Raw genomic sequence first — 15,751 nt, forward strand, 5'->3', positions numbered from 1 at the left:
TCGCACAACCGTCACAACGAGGTTCACGTTATGCCCCAATTCAATGCCCCACTGCGCGACATGCGCTTTGTCCTGCATGAAGTGTTCGACGCCCCGGCCTTGTGGGCGCGCCTGCCGGCCCTGGCCGATAGCGTCGATGCGGCCACCGCGGATGCGATTCTCGAAGAGGCGGCGAAAGTCACCTCACACCTGATCGCCCCGCTGAACCGCAGCGGCGACGAGGAAGGCGCCCAATGGAACGAGGGCCAGGTCAGCACCCCGATCGGCTTCAAGCAGGCCTACGCCACCTACATCGAGGGCGGCTGGGTGGGCCTTTCCGGTAATGCAGAATTCGGCGGCATGGGCATGCCGAAGATGCTTGCCGTGCAGTTCGAAGAAATGCTCTATGGCGCCAACTCAAGCTTCGCCCTGTACTCGGCGTTGAGTTCCGGCGCCTGTCTGGCAATCGATGCTCACGCCAGCGAAGAGCTGAAAAACCTTTACCTGCCGCCAATGTATGAAGGTCGCTGGGCCGGTTCCATGTGCCTGACCGAAGCCCATGCCGGTACCGATCTGGGGATCATCCGCACCCGCGCCGAACCCCAGGCCGACGGCAGCTTCAACATCACCGGCAGCAAGATCTTCATCACCGGTGGCGACCAGGACCTGACCGAAAACATCATTCACCTGGTGCTGGCCAAACTGCCGGATGCGCCGGCCGGTCCCAAAGGCATCTCGCTGTTTGTGGTGCCCAAGGTATTGATCAACGCCGACGGTTCCCTTGGCAATGCCAACGCCGTCAGCTGCGGCTCGATCGAACACAAGATGGGCATCAAGGCCTCGGCCACCTGCGTGATGAACTTCGACGGTGCCAGCGGCTGGCTGGTCGGCGAAGCCAACAAAGGCCTGGCGGCGATGTTTACCATGATGAACTACGAACGTCTGTCCATCGGCATTCAGGGGATCGGTTGCGCCGAAGCCTCCTACCAGAGCGCCGTCACCTACGCTCGCGAACGCATTCAGAGCCGCGCGCCCACCGGTGCGATCGCCAAGGACAAGATCGCCGACCCGATCATCGTCCACCCGGATGTGCGCCGCATGCTGCTCAGCATGAAAGCCATGACCGAAGGTGGTCGCGCCTTTGCCAGCTATGTCGGGCAGCAGCTGGACCTGGCGAAGTTTTCCGACGATGTGCAAGAACGCGACAGTGCCCAGACCCTGGTCGCGCTGCTCACCCCCATCGCCAAGGCATTTTTTACCGACTCCGGCCTGGAAAGCTGCATCAACGGCCAGCAAGTGTTCGGCGGCCATGGCTACATCCGCGAATGGGGCCAGGAACAGTTGGTCCGCGACGTGCGCATTGCGCAGATCTACGAAGGTACCAACGGCATTCAGGCGCTGGACTTGCTCGGGCGCAAAGTGCTCGCCGATAACGGCGCCGCTCTACGTCAGTTTACCGCTGAGATCCGCGCGTTCGCCGGCCAGCCCGATGCCCCCTACGCCAAGCCACTGCTCGACGCCGTGCAGCGTCTGGAAAACCTCAGCGCCTGGCTGCAGGACCAGGCCGCGACCAACCGCAACGAAATCGGCGCCGCTTCGGTGGAGTATCTGCACCTGTTTGGCTACGTCGCCTACGCCTGGCTCTGGGCGCGCATGGCTCAGGTGGCGGAGAAAAAACGCAGTGAAGACGAGGCCTTTTATGGCGCGAAAATCGCCACCGCCGACTTCTACTTTAGTCGTCTGCTCCCACGGGTACTAACTCTGGAACAATGCATCCGGGCTGGCAGTGCGTCGTTGTATGGCCTGAGCGCCGAACAGTTCTGACGATTGAACCGCACGCGGCGCCAGCTCCTCTCTTTTCGGTGTCCGCGTTTTTTATCGATAGGGCCCTCGCCCGTTTGGCGAGGGCCGTTGTAGAGCACTTCCAAGCATCCCCCCGAATATCGAGCCCTGAAGCTCGATGCGGGAACCGCTACTCCATAATAAAAACAAAGGGGCTCCACCATGGACCGTAACACCCGCACACTCGTTACCCGTCTGCTGTTGGCCGGCGGCGTCGTCGGCCTCTCGGCACCGGCTAACGCCGAATTCATCAAGGACAGCAAGGCCAGCCTGGAGCTGCGCAACTTCTACTTCAACCGCGACTATCGCCAGGACAACGCAGCCCAGTCCAAGCAAGAGGAATGGGCTCAGGGTTTCCTGCTGCGCTACGAGTCTGGCTTCACTGAAGGCTTGATCGGTGTAGGTTTCGACGCCATCGGCCTGGTCGGGGTAAAACTTGACTCCAGTCCCGATCGTGCCGGTTCCGGTTTGCTCAAACGCCACCGCGATGCTTCCAAGGGCTCGCAGGACGAGTACGGCGAACTGGGTCTGACCGCCAAGTTGCGTGCCTCCAAGAGCGTGCTGAAAGTCGGCACCTTGCAGCCCAAAGTACCGACCCTCCTGGCCAACGATTCGCGGCTGTTGCCTCAGACCTTCAAGGGCGGCCAGCTGAATTCGCTGGAACTCGAGGGCCTGACCCTGGATGCCGGCCGGTTGACTCAGGTCAACCAGCGCGATTCCTCGGACTATCAGGACATGGCCATCACCACCACGGGCGTGAAGAACATCCGCACCCGCCATGCCACCAGCGACAGATTCGATTTCGCCGGCCTGAACTACAAGTGGAACAGCAACCTCAATACCGGCTACAGCTACGGCCACCTGGACAACCTCTATAGCCAGCATATGGTCAACCTGACTTATGTATTGCCGGTGACCCAGGGCCAGTCGTTCAAGACCGATCTGCGCTTCGCTCGCTCCACCGACGATGGCGGCAGCAACGTCGACAACCGGGCGCTGGGTGCGATGTTCACCTACAACCTCGGCAGTCACGCCCTCGGTCTCGGCTATCAGGGCATGAGCGGTGACACCGGCTTTGCCTACGTCAATGGCAGCGATGCGTTCCTGGTGAACTTCGTGCAGATCGGCGACTTCGCCAGCAAGGACGAAAAGTCCTGGCAGGCCCGCTATGACTACAACTTCGCTGCGATTGGCATTCCTGGCCTGACCTTCATGACCCGCTACATCAGCGGCTCCGATATCGACCTGGGCAACAATCGCCCCGAAGGCAAGGAATGGGAACGCGATACCGACATCGGCTATGTGTTCCAGAGCGGCACGCTGAAAAACCTCGGGGTGAAATGGCGCAACGCCACGGTCCGCTCGAGCAACTTTGGCAGCGACCTGGATGAAAACCGCCTGATCGTCAGCTATAGCCTGCCGATCTGGTAAGCGCAGAATCCAGCCCTACAGGGGAACCCGCGTAGCTGACTTCCGGCTTCGCGGGTTGCACCCGCAGCGTCTTTCACAGCGCCGCTGAATATCTGACAGCCCCCTCCCGCAATACCAACCCGCCGCAGGGGTCATAGTAGGTTAAGATGCCTGTTAATCAGGCTCGCTGTGAGTAGCCCCGCATGACAGATAACAGTCGGACCACCCGTCTGATCAAGAAGTACCCGAATCGCCGGTTGTATGACACGCACACCAGCAGTCATCTGACCCTGGCGGATATACGCCAGCTGGTCGTCGATAAAATCCCGTTCGAGGTGGTCGACGCCAAGACCGGCGAAGACCTGACCCGAAGCATCCTGCTGCAGGTGATTCTTGAAGCCGAAAGTGGCGGTGAGCCGATCTTCTCCGTCGAGATGCTGATGGGGATAATCCAGTTCTACGGCCCGTACCAAGGCGTCCTCGGCAGCTATCTGGATAAAAGCATCCAGACGGTCATCGACGTCCAGTCGCAAACCGGCGCACAGTCCTCCGAGGCCTGGAGCGAGTTCATGCACAAGCAGGCACCGGTCATGCAGGATTTGATGCGTCAGTATGTCGACCAGTCCAAAGCCCTCTACCTGAATACTCAGAACCTCTTCGGTCTGTTCGGTGGCCCACCCGGCCAGCCAGGGCCCGGTAGCGGACCGAAAAAAGACGACAAGTGAGTCACCCTGACTACCCGGCTGCTCCTACAAGGGAGCAGCGCTCGCTTCTTTTATTATTCTTTTTATTTATTCATCCCGATAATTCCCTCCCCCACGATGATTTCAATTTCACCTGTTAAATAAACCATACAACAGGTTCAACTTCGTCCACTTTCTTGACAGTCACGCAAAGCCTACTACTCTCAAGTCCACTCAACTTGACGAACTTAACCATGGCACTAAAACATGCGGAGTCGGGTGAGGTCGTTAATATATACAGCGCCTATTCGCAACTACCCGAATCCAGATCCTTGGCCATCATCAGTGCACCAGAAATCGAGGTCGTCCGCCTCGTCCTGAACGCCGCAAAAGCCGTCCCGCAACACACGCTGGACGGCCCGTTCACTCTGCACTGCCTCAAGGGCGCCGTCGAAGTAAAGACCGATGGCCACTGGCAACCCCTGGGGCCCGACGACTTGATCTACGTGGAGGCAGGCGTGTTGCATGAACTGCGCGCCGTGGCGGATTCAATCGTATTGCTCACGCTCTTTCGACCGCGTTAACCGCGCCTACAGAGCGACTTGCCAGGAACTTTCCAACTGCACTTTCACCCCCGGGAGGCAGCCGTGCAAAAGGTCTTGAAGATAGCCAGCTTCGCAGTTCTCGCGCTGATGGTCGGCGCGGTCGTCTATGCCGGAGTTATCGGCATTACCTATTGGACCGGCATCGGCGTATAGAGAGTTCGCAATGAACAAACGTCAAACACGCTCGTTCGCGCTGATATCGACGGCCATCGCCGCGGTGGTGTTTCTCGGGTTGACGGTCGACAGTCACCGGCAGTTTCCCACCCTGACCAATGCCGAGCAGATCACCCCGCAAGTCACCCGCGGCAAGGATGTCTGGCACGATTACAACTGCATCAACTGTCACACGTTGTTCGGTGAAGGCGCCTATTACGCCCCGGACCTGACGAAGATTTCCCAGCAGCGCGGCACCCCCTACCTCACTGCCTTCCTCAAGGACCCTTCGAAGTTTTACGACGAGCAGCGCCATCGCCGACTGATGCCAAACCTGAATATGGCCGACGGTGAAATTGCCGATGTGATTGCGTTCCTCGATTGGGTAAGCAAGGTCGACAATCAGGGTTGGCCACCGCGACCGATTCTGGTCACCGGGGCGTCGATCCCCGGCACGGACCTCACAGTGGCGCAGCAAAACGTTTCCGAGGCCAAAGAGTCCGTCGGCCAGTTGCCACCGGCGGCCCGCCCGGTTTCCGGCAAGGAAGACCCTATCGCCCTGGGCGAAGCACTGTTCCGCACCGCTTCACCAGTCTGCAGCGCTTGTCACTCCATCGCGCCGGGGGTCAACCTGGCCGGGCCATCCCTCGCCGGACTGGCCAGCCGGGCGAAACAGGTGATTGCCTCCGCCGACTACAAGGGCAACGCCAAGGACGCCGAAGGTTTCATTCGCGAATCCATTGTGGCGCCGAGTGCCTACCTGCATCCGGGCGCGATGTTTTCCGCCAACGGCATGTCCTTCATGCCGGACACCTTCGGCAAATCGCTGACACCCGAACAGATCGACCAACTGGTCGCCTATCTGGCTTCCTTCCAGTAACTGCAGGGGATGACCATGCGCTACAGATCTCAATCCGTCGCCTACTGGTATTTCGCCGTCGCCATGGTGCTGTTCGGCCTGCAACTGGTCTTCGGTCTGCTCTCGGCCGCCAAGTACCTGGGCCCGGACCCACTGCTGAACTTCCTGCCCTTCGATGTCACCAAGGCCATCCACACCAACCTGTTGATCGTCTGGGTGCTGACCGGGTTCATGGGCGCCACCTATTGGATGGTGCCGGACGAATCCCGCGGCGAATTGCACAGTACCCGGCTGGCCTATATCCAGCTCGGGTTGTGGACAGCCATGGGCGTCACCGCCGTCCTCGGCTACCTGTTCGGTTATGGCACCGGGAACAAATTGCTCGAACAACCGCTGCCACACAAGATCGTGATCGTGATCTGCATGCTGATGTTCCTCTACAACATCGGCATGACGATCAAGAAGGCCGGGCGCTTCACCGCCACCGAAGGCGTGCTGCTGCTGGGTCTGGCCAGCGCCGCGGTGCTTTATCTGCCGGCGCTGCTGCATTACGAGAACTACATCGTGTCGATCTACTACCGCTGGTGGACAATTCATCTGTGGGTCGAAGGTGTCTGGGAGATGATCCAGGGTGGCTTTCTCGCCTATCTGCTGATCAGGTTGTCCGGCGCTGACCGCGAGGTAATGGAGAAGTGGCTGTACGTCATTGTCGGCCTGGTGTTCATCGCCGGCATCCTTGGCACGGCACACCATTATTACTGGATCGGTGTACCCCATTACTGGCTGCCGCTTGGCGGTTTCTTCAGCGCGCTGGAACCGCTGGCGCTGATCGGCATGGCAGTCTATGCCTACAACGCGATGCGCCGCTCCGGTCTCTCTCATCCCAACAAACTGGCGTTGCACTGGACCCTCGGCAGCGCGGTGTTCACCATGTTCGGCGCGGGCCTGCTGGGTCTGGCCCACACCTTTCCCGACGTCAACAAGTGGACCCACGGCACCCTGATCACCGCCATGCACGGCCATGCGGCCTTCTATGGGGCTTACGCCATGATCATCCTGGCGATGATCACGTATGCCCTGCCAGGCATGACTCGTCGCCCCGTGGAGGACAGCGCCATCGGTTACTGGGCGTTCTGGCTGCAGCTGGGCGGGATGTTCGGCATGACCCTGTCATTCGCCACCGCGGGCATTGCCCAGGTCTACCTCGAGCGCATCCTCGGCATGGGCTATCTGGACGTGCAGTTGAAGATCCAGGTGCACTTCCTGATGCTGGTGGCCACTGCGTCGATGTTCTCTCTGGGTGTCGGGTTGTTCATCTACGATTTCTTCCGGCATGCGCCGGATTTCAGTATCGCTGAAGACGATCCGGATACGGTCACGCCCCAAGCTTCAAGTGCCGGCTTGTGATGGACCCGTCGTTGACGCAACAGTGTATGGCCGGCACAGAACCCACACTGCGGGAAGCCGAGCCGTATTACCAATCCTCGGGCGACGAGGTGGCGATCTTCGAACAATGCCATGCCCGGCAATTGGCGATCATGCTCAAAGGGCCTACAGGCTGTGGCAAGACCCGCTTCGTCGAACACATGGCCTGGCGCCTCAAGCGCCCGCTGATCACCATTTCCTGTCACGACGACCTGAGTGCCAGCGACCTCGTCGGGCGCTTCCTCATCGGGCATGAAGGCACCCATTGGGCGGAGGGTCCACTGACCCGCGCGGTGCGCGAAGGCGCGATCTGTTATCTGGACGAGGTGGTCGAAGCACGGCAGGACACCATTGTCGTCCTCCACCCGCTGACCGACCACCGACGTATTCTGCCCCTGGACAAGATCGGCCAGATCCTCGACGCCTCCCCCCACTTCCAGTTGGTGGTGTCCTATAACCCCGGTTACCAACGCATCCTCAAGGATTTGAAACCGAGCACCCGACAGCGCTTCGTGGCACTGGATTTTGACTTCCCGCCGGCCGATCGCGAAATCGCCATCGTCATCCATGAAGGTGCAACCGACTACGCCACCGCTCACGCGCTGGTGACGCTCGCTCATCGCTTGCGCGCCCTGCAGGACCGCGGGCTGGCGGAGGTTCCGAGCACTCGCCTGCTGATCGCCACTGCACGCCTGATCACCAGCGGTATTGCCGCCCCCGCCGCCTGCCGGGCGGCGCTGATCTCGCCGCTGTCCGATGACGCGGTGCTGGTCGCCGCCATGCGCGACCTCGTCGACCTGACGTTCATCTAGATGGCCGAAGCCGAGGACCTGATCACCGATGTCGCGCGGCATGCCACGGTGTATGCCCAGGCGTTGTGGCGGCGTCACCAGGGCCCCGCGGACCACGCGAAAACGGTCAGCCTGAAGGATGTCGCGCCACGCCTCGACCTGCTGATCAAGGCGGTGTTCGGCAGCCATTATTCACTGCGAGTCGCGCAACCGCCGTCACCGCCCACGCTGCTGAAAAAACTTTTTGTAACCGAGGAAAAACCTTGCCGGCTCTGCGCCGTCCCGGCTACCGATGGCGTGCATATCTGGTTGCCGGGGCAGTTGGGCGACGCCGATGGGCCATTCGCCCTGGAACGCTATCGCACCCTCGCCTTGCAACAGGCGATGCGCGCCCGGCGCGGCAGTGCCGTGGTTTTATCCACCCTCGACAACCCGCTGCAGCGCAGCCTCTATCTGCTCCTCGAAGCCTGGGCTGCCGACACTGATCTGGTCCGCCAGCTACCGGGGCTGGCGGCGTCGATCCATGGTTTGCGCAAACATGCCCTGGCCGCCCGCCCGCCCCTCGACGTTTTCCCCAGCCAGCGCCGCCCCCTGGAAAGTTTCCTGCGTTTGCTGCTGCGCAGCGAATGCGATCAGGCACTGGAGGGCTTGCCAATACCTGCGACAACGGCCGACTCGCTGCGCCAGTCAGCAACCCTGGCGGCACATCTGTTGCCGCTCGACAAACCGCAACGGCCCGGTGCCCACCGGTTGTTGCTCGATGCATGGACCGGCGACCTGCGCTCACCCGCGACGCGTCCGGAGCTGCCGGGCTTGCCGGGCGAAATCGACAGCGCCGATGCCCTGCCGCGCAGCGCCCGCCTCCCGCGCCAACCGAATGTGCGCGAAGCCAGTGCAGACGAAGATGACGATCAGCAACCCGGTCTGTGGATGGTGCAACCGGCCCAGCCGCTGGAGCATGCCGAGGACCCCATGGGCATGCAGCGCCCTGCAGACCGGGACGCAGAAATTCCGGCGGCCGATTTCGCCGACGCATTGTCGGAGTTAAACGAAGCCCGGCTAGTGGTCACGCCAGGTCATCCAAAGGAAGTGCTGCTCTGCGACGATCCACCGCAAACCCGTGTTCGGCGTGACGCGCAGAGCCTTGCAAATGGTCCAGTCAGCTACCCCGAATGGGATTACCGCAGCCAGGCCTATCGCGATCCAGGCGCAACCCTGCAGCTGTGTGCAGCCCGGGAAGGCCCGCAGCAATGGGTCGAGCAAACCCTGAAAACTCACCGTTCGATGCTCGATGCCATCCGCCAGCAATTCGAAAAATTGCGCGCCCGCCGCGTCAGGCTGCGCAAACAGTTGGAGGGCGACGATATCGATCTGGAAGCCTATATCGACGGCTGTGCCCAAGCCCGTGCCGGTCTGGACATGCCTCAGGCGCTGTATCAGACCCAGCGCCGGACCCGGCGCGACATGGCGATCATGTTGCTGATCGACGTCAGTGGCTCGACCGACAGCTGGATCTCCCGCAATCGGCGAGTCATCGACGTCGAGCGCGAAGCATTGCTGCTGGTCTGCCTGGCGCTGGAGAGCATGGGCGAACCTTATAGCGTGCTGGCGTTCTCCGGCGAAGGACCGCAGAGGGTCACGATTCGTATGCTCAAGGCATTCGATGAGTGCTACAGCAACGAGGTCGGTCGGCGCATTGCCGCACTCGAACCGGAACGTTACACCCGGGCAGGTGCCGCCATCCGTCACGCCAGCACCTTGCTGATGCGTGAAGCCGCCAGCCACCGCCTGCTGTTGCTGATCTCCGACGGCAAGCCTAACGATGTTGACCAATATGAAGGTCGCTATGGCGTGGAAGACATGCGCCAGGCCGTGACTGAAGCCAAACTGCAAGGCATCTATCCCTTCTGTTTGACCATCGACTGCCAGGCGGCCAACTACCTGCCAGCGGTATTCGGCGCGCGGCAATATGCCTTGCTGCCCAGACCTGAGCTGTTGCCCGGTGTGTTGCTGGAGTGGATCAAGCGGCTGGTATCGGCTTGATAGCTGGAGCGACTGTCATCCGCCAGGCAAAAAAAACCGCAGGCGATGGAAGGGAATCCATCGCCTGCGGCCGGGTCTTGCTTGACGGTGTTACTTGTTGCCGCTTGATGCTTTGGTTGCTTCCGGAGCGGCTTTGCCAGCCGCTGCGGTCGCTTCGGTAGCGGCTTTGCTGGCAGCGTCGAAATTGCTCTGGGCAACATCAGTAGCTTGTTTCACGGCTTTTTGGGCGCTTTCAAAGACGGTACCGGCATTGGCCAGCGACGTTTTGAATGCTGCTACAACTGGCTCGGAACCAGCAGGTGCATTTTTGCTGAGCGCTTCAACGAACTCTTGAACCTGCTGAGTGCCCGCCGCGACCTGAGTTTCGGTCAGTTTGGCGATGTCCGACTGGGTGCCAACGATCAGTGCTTGTACCTGGCGGTTGAATTCGGCCAGGCGTTCGGCTTGTACATTAGGCTTGGTAAAGGAAGCTTGCAGCTCTGCGAAACCTTGTGCATCTTTTACTGCCAGCAGCTTGCGGACACCGTCGAAGTTTTCTTCAGTGGCGGTGCGCAATGCCTGGAACTGCAGCTGGCTGAGCTGTTCAACGCTGGCGAAGACTTTGCCGCTGATTTGCTGCAGCAGGTCGAGGTTGGCTTTCTGAGCGCTTTGCAGTTTTTCCGAATTAAAAAAAGTCATGCTGAAACTCCTGATTCTGGAAGGCCGACGTGGGCCTGAAGGCGCGATAGCGATCCTGCCGGTCATCGCGTTAGCCTTGATATTGCAGTGCACAAAAGTGTTTGGCAATCTTTTTTATTGTGCACTGCAAAATAAACTTTGCTCCTCCCTCCTCTATTAGCTATAAACTCCATCACATCGAACGGCCACCCGTGTCTCCCTCATTAAGGGCGCAGGCAGGTCGCTTCCCATGTATGGAGTCAGGAGAGCACTATGGGCCAGCAAGATATTGTTGCATCGCAAGATGAAGGGCTTACCTCACAGCTCGGACTGTTTCAACACCTGAGCCATCTGCAGCGCCTCAATACCCAGAACGTCCTTGACGCCATACAGCAGCGCCAGGCGAAAACCTTCGCGCCTTTAAGCCAGGGTCAACTCAAAAACCCCACGGCTGAGGACTGGCAGGAATACTTTACCGACCTCAGCCAACGCAGCCTGCTGTTCTGGGACACCTTGCGTCAGCGCGGCGACAATACCCTGGCCCACGAACGCGCCGGGTACCCGCTGCTGCTCAAGTTCAATCATGAAACGCTGATTGCCGGCACCGACCTGCCGCGCCCGGTCAATTACTCACTGTTGCGAATCCTTCCCGGGCCAGATCAAAAAATCGACCGCAACAGCCCGCCAGTGATCATCATTGATCCACGAGGCGGCCACGGCTCGGGTATCGGCGGCTTCAAACAGGATTCGGTCATCGGCGAAAGCCTCAGAGCCGGCCATCCGACCTATTTCATCTCCTTCAGCCATGCACCTGCACCCGGACAAACCCTGGCGGATATCAGCGAAGCCCAGGCCCGGTTCATCGAACGGGTCAGCACCCTGCATCCCGACAGCGGCAAGCCGGTGATCATCGGCAACTGCCAGGCCGGCTGGGCGTTGATGGAGTTGGCGGCAACCCGTCCGGAACTGCCTGGCCTGATCATCGTTAATGGCGCGCCTTTGTCCTATTGGGCCGGGGTCAATGGACGCAATCCGATGCGATATAGCGGCGGCCTGTTGGGTGGCGGCTGGATGACTCGCCTGGGCAGTGACCTGGGCAACGACCGTTTCGACGGAACCTGGCTGGTCAGCAACTTCGAGAACCTTGACCCGGCCAACACTTATTGGGGCAAGTATTACCAGCTGTTCACTGAGGTCGACAGCGAAGCCGCGCGCTTCCTTGACTTCGAACGCTGGTGGGGCAGCCCGACCTTGCTCAACGGCGAAGAAATCGAGATGATTGTCGACGACCTGTTCATCGGCAACCAACTGTCCGGCGGTCTTGGCCGCAAGAGCAGCGGGTTTGACCTGAAACGGATCGAAGTACCGGTGGTGGTGTTCTGCTCCTACGGGGATAACATCACCCCACCGCAGCAGGCGCTGAACTGGATCACCGATGTCTATCCGAGTGACCTTGCGTTGCACGACGCCGGGCGCACTATCGTCTATCTGCGGCACGCCAGCATCGGCCATCTGGGAATCTTCGTTTCCGGCAAGGTTGCCCGGCGCGAACACCGTGAGCTTCTCGGCGCGGTCGAGGCGATCAATGCCTTGCCGTCGGGGCTGTACGAACTGCTGATCGACGATCTGCCGGCCCCGGCAGGCAGCGCGGCAGACGCGAAATACAGCGTGCGTTTCGAAGCGAGAAAAATCGCCGATATCCATGCTGACAGCCAGCCAGCGCGAGATGACGATCGCGAGTTCACGCTGGTAGAACGCGCCTCGGAAATCAACAGTACGCTTTACGACAGCTTCGTCCGTCCATGGCTGCGTCAGCTGATCAATGAGCCGGCTGCCGAACTGATACGCCGGGCCCATCCCTTCCATCAGCAACGGATGCTATTGAGCAGCTTGAACCCGGCGCTCTGGTGGCTTCCAGGCAGCGCCCACCAGGTGCGCAGCGACCGTCGCCCGGCAGCCAAGGACAACCCGTTGCTGGCCTGGCAGGCGCTGTTCTCCAACCAGATACAGGACGCACTGGACGCTTTTCGCGATGTGCGTGACGCCACTCAGGAGCTGTGTTTCTACGGTGTTTATGGTGCACTGAGCAGTTTTGCCGGCAACCCACCCGGGCGTAATCTCCAGGAACATGCCGACCTGCAGGACCAGGCGCTCATCGAACGCCTGCAAACAGCCCTGCCCGAGGGCGGCCCGTTGCAAGCCTTGGTGCGGATCCTGTTTCTGCTCAGCCGCAACAGCGACCAGGCCGGCAAGGAAAGCATCGAGAAACTGATCCAGCAAGTGCATGTCCTGGTCCAGGACTACAGCGCCGAACCGGCTGCCCTTCGCGAAGCCATACGACTGCAGAACCTGCTGGTATTTACCCACCCGCAGGAAAGCTTGCGCACTCTGCCCCTGCTGCTTCCAGACCCAGCGACACGCCAGCAGGTGCTCTCCGCCGTCGGGTTGTTAATGCCTGAACTGCTGACCACTGGCGCTGAAGGCGAAGTCTGGCGCGAGCTGCATGCGCTGCTCGACGTTCCCCTGCCTGGCTTCAGCCTGAGCCAACCGCCCAGTGAAGTCGATGTCCAGCCGACGCCGGCACCGCTGAAGCCGTCGCCGATTGTGGCGGCGCCGCCGGCAGAGGTCGCTGCGCCAAAGGTCGAACAAACAGCGCCTGTTGCGCCGACCGTAGCGCCTGTCAAAGCCAAGACCAGCAAACCGAAGATTCAGCGCGCCAAGGCCAGCACCATCGCGCCAGTGAAAACCCAGGCCAAAAATCCTCCGGCCGTGGCATTGCCGATCGCTGAAACGCCACCACCGGTGCTGGTGCCTACCCCTGCAAAAAAAACTCCGGCCGTGACATTGCCGATCGCTGAGACGCCACCATCGGTGCCGGTGCCTACCCCTGCCAAAAACCCTCCGGTCGTGGCATTGCCGATCGCTGAGACGCCACCATCGGTACCGGTGCCTACCCCTGCCAAAAAAACTCCGGCCGTGACATTGCCGATCGCTGAGACGCCAGCACCGGTGCCTACCCCTGCCAAAAACCCTCCGGCCGTGACATTGCCGATCGCTGAAACTCAACCACCGGCACCTGTGCCCACCCCCGCCGCCACGGATACAACGCCAGCACCTAAGGGCAAGGGCAAAAAAGCCGCCAAAAGGACCAAGCCGTAATGATCCCCCGTGCCGGTGCCGGGTCAGACCGGCACTGCTTGCCCGATCCGAAACGGCGACTCGTCGACTCGATACTGACCGGGGGTCATGCCGAACCAACGGATGCAGGCCTTGTGGAAACTGCTGTGGTCGTGGAATCCGAGCAGGTAAGTCACATGCTTCATATTGAAATGGGAATGGCGCAAGTAGAAGTCGGCCAACTGCCGACGCACATCGTTGAGGACATCCTTGAACTGCGTGCCATCCTTCTCGAGCGCCCGTTGCAGCGTTCGCTTGCTGATATTCAGCGCGGCCGCAATCGACTCCATATCACACTGGCCTTGCCCCTGGCTCAGGCGCTCGGTGATCAACGCACGAATCCTGCACACAATGGTGAAGCCGTACAACAGCTCCAGCTGAGCTTCGGCAAAACTGTCATGGAGCATGGCCAGCTTCTCGTTGGCCATGCTCAACGGACGCAGAAGCTCCTGGCCATCAAACAGGATGCTGTCATAGGCCGCGCCGAAACGCAGCTGACAGCCAAACAGTCGATGATGCTCCGAGAGGTCTTCAGGTTCGGGGTAGGTAAACTCGATACTCAGCGGTTGCGGCGATTTACCACCGGTCAGCCAGCGGCAGAAACCCAGCAGCGAACCAAGGCTGGCATCGGTGTACTGCCGGGGCTTGATCGAACCCCGTTGCTGATGATCAAGCGCGGCCAGGCGATAATGTTGCTGCTCCTGGACAAAAAACATGCTGAAGCCAGTGCCGATCAACGGGCTGAAACGAACCAGGCGTTCGAGGGCCTTTTTCAGGTTCAAGCTGGACATCATGGTGTAGCCGACGATCTGAAAAATACCCGGATGAAAGTTTTCGTAGGCCTTCAAACCAATGTTCGGATCGCCGGAGGCCTGAGCCGCCAGATCCCATAGACGATAGATAGCGCTTCGCTCGCAGAATGATCCCGGTTGATCTGCGAGTGTTAAATCAAGTCCAACCTCCTGGCACAGGCTGGCAACATCCAGTCCTTGCGCCGAAAGCGTATTCGCCAGCACGCTGGCATAGCCTGAACTCATTCTATACATAGCGTCCTCAATGACCTGTGGAACCAAACATCCTGTCTAGAGCCATTCCTGACCTGTGCGAATGAATATAAACCATGTTGAACCTATATGAACCATTCGTTTAGTTTTATGTCCTGAGCGCAGTTGTCCTGAGCGCAGTATAGGCGCTGCACGTTTCAGTTTTTTTTTGGCCAGTCATATCAAAATGCCACCATGGCACCGCAGGACATCAATCAGTCACCTTCAAACACTTCCTCTGTTCTCGCCAATCCCGAACAATCCCTTACATCTTGCAACGCAAAACAAAAGGGAACGCGTATGAAGTCGGTTGGTCGTCTTGCATTGGTAACGGGTGGCATGGGTGGCATTGGCACAGCAATCAGCCAACGCCTGTTCAAGGATGGGTTCAAGGTCATTGTCGGCTGCAGTGCAAATTCGAGCCGCAAAGACGACTGGATGGCAACTCAACTGGCGGCTGGCTATCAATTCGAATGCGTCGAAACCGACATCACCGACTGGGAATCGACCCGCAAGGCTTTTGAGATGGTTCGGGAACAATTCGGGCCGATCGACGTACTGGTCAACAATGCTGGCATCACTCGTGACGCGTCCTTCCGCAAGCTCACCCCGGAAGACTGGAACACGGTGATCGGGACCAACCTCAACAGTTTGTTCAACACCTCCAAGCAAGTCATTGAAGGCATGCTGTCCAAGGGTTGGGGGCGGATCATCAACATCTCGTCGATCAACGGCCAGCGTGGCCAGTTCGGTCAGACCAACTACTCGGCAGCCAAGGCCGGCATCCATGGTTTCACCATGGCACTGGCGCGGGAAGTTTCCGGCAAGGGCGTGACCGTCAACACCGTCTCCCCAGGCTACATTCAGACCGACATGACTGCGGCAATCCGCAAAGACATTCTGGACGGCATGATTGCCGGCATTCCGGTCGGCCGTCTTGGTCAACCTGAAGAAATCGCTTCGATCGTCGCCTGGCTGGCCAGCGATGAATCTGGCTACAGCACCGGTGCCGACTTCTCGGTAAACGGCGGCATGAACATGCAGTAACCCCATCAGGGCATGGATGCCCTGGTCCTGTTCGACG

The 15,751-nt window shown here is 59.8% G+C and carries 12 protein-coding genes; 10 read left to right on the forward strand and 2 right to left on the reverse strand.

Translation table 11 applies throughout. The annotated features are described in order from the left end of the window. Positions 1 to 30: 30 nt before the first annotated feature. The 8 genes from F8N85_RS16195 (at position 31) to F8N85_RS16230 (ending at position 9,790) form a co-directional block, all read left to right on the forward strand. Positions 31 to 1,803 carry an acyl-CoA dehydrogenase C-terminal domain-containing protein gene (locus F8N85_RS16195; protein WP_150804566.1) on the forward strand — a complete coding sequence of 591 codons (1,773 nt, stop codon included), beginning with the start codon at positions 31 to 33 and terminating at the stop codon, positions 1,801 to 1,803. A 180-nt stretch (positions 1,804 to 1,983) separates the two neighbouring features. Then, entirely contained in the window at positions 1,984 to 3,252 is a 1,269-nt protein-coding gene (locus tag F8N85_RS16200; protein ID WP_150804567.1) for an OprD family porin, read from the forward strand. Between the two features lie 182 nt (positions 3,253 to 3,434). After that, positions 3,435 to 3,956, forward strand: a complete 522-nt coding sequence (gene phaR, locus F8N85_RS16205) for a polyhydroxyalkanoate synthesis repressor PhaR (protein ID WP_150804568.1) — start codon at positions 3,435 to 3,437, stop codon at positions 3,954 to 3,956. A gap of 212 nt (positions 3,957 to 4,168) precedes the next feature. Further along, positions 4,169 to 4,498, forward strand: coding sequence for a cupin domain-containing protein (locus F8N85_RS16210; protein WP_150804569.1), 330 nt, complete (start codon positions 4,169 to 4,171; stop codon positions 4,496 to 4,498). A gap of 184 nt (positions 4,499 to 4,682) precedes the next feature. After that, the gene (locus F8N85_RS16215; protein WP_150804570.1) at positions 4,683 to 5,552 is read left to right on the forward strand and encodes a c-type cytochrome; all 870 of its coding nucleotides are present in this window, start codon (positions 4,683 to 4,685) and stop codon (positions 5,550 to 5,552) included. Between the two features lie 15 nt (positions 5,553 to 5,567). Next, positions 5,568 to 6,938, forward strand: coding sequence for a cbb3-type cytochrome c oxidase subunit I (locus F8N85_RS16220; RefSeq protein WP_150804571.1), 1,371 nt, complete (start codon positions 5,568 to 5,570; stop codon positions 6,936 to 6,938). Positions 6,939 to 6,964: 26 nt separating this feature from the next. Then, a complete protein-coding gene (locus tag F8N85_RS16225) occupies positions 6,965 to 7,768 on the forward strand; it encodes a CbbQ/NirQ/NorQ/GpvN family protein (RefSeq protein ID WP_150804572.1) in 804 nt (267 codons plus the stop codon). Beyond that, positions 7,769 to 9,790, forward strand: a complete 2,022-nt coding sequence (locus tag F8N85_RS16230) for a nitric oxide reductase activation protein NorD (RefSeq protein ID WP_150804573.1) — start codon at positions 7,769 to 7,771, stop codon at positions 9,788 to 9,790. Positions 9,791 to 9,880: 90 nt separating this feature from the next. Here F8N85_RS16230 and phaP read toward each other — a convergent pair whose 3' ends face one another. After that, entirely contained in the window at positions 9,881 to 10,468 is a 588-nt protein-coding gene (phaP, locus tag F8N85_RS16235; RefSeq protein WP_150804574.1) for a TIGR01841 family phasin, read from the reverse strand. Positions 10,469 to 10,720: 252 nt separating this feature from the next. Between phaP and F8N85_RS16240 the strand changes: the two genes are divergently transcribed. Beyond that, positions 10,721 to 13,606: a DUF3141 domain-containing protein gene (locus tag F8N85_RS16240; protein ID WP_224795696.1), complete on the forward strand. Its 2,886-nt coding sequence runs from the start codon at positions 10,721 to 10,723 to the stop codon at positions 13,604 to 13,606. 23 nt (positions 13,607 to 13,629) lie between these two features. On the opposite strand, the gene F8N85_RS16245 is transcribed toward F8N85_RS16240, so the two are convergent. Beyond that, on the reverse strand, positions 13,630 to 14,670 hold the full coding sequence (locus F8N85_RS16245; protein WP_150804575.1) for an AraC family transcriptional regulator: 1,041 nt from the start codon (positions 14,668 to 14,670) through the stop codon (positions 13,630 to 13,632). A gap of 297 nt (positions 14,671 to 14,967) precedes the next feature. On the opposite strand from F8N85_RS16245, the gene phbB reads away from it, so the two are divergent. After that, positions 14,968 to 15,714, forward strand: a complete 747-nt coding sequence (phbB, locus tag F8N85_RS16250; protein ID WP_150804576.1) for an acetoacetyl-CoA reductase — start codon at positions 14,968 to 14,970, stop codon at positions 15,712 to 15,714. The last annotated feature ends 37 nt before the right edge of the window (positions 15,715 to 15,751 follow it).

Origin of the sequence: Pseudomonas fluorescens (genome assembly GCF_902497875.1) — a bacterium.
In the GTDB taxonomy this organism is placed as follows: domain Bacteria; phylum Pseudomonadota; class Gammaproteobacteria; order Pseudomonadales; family Pseudomonadaceae; genus Aquipseudomonas; species Aquipseudomonas fluorescens_BR.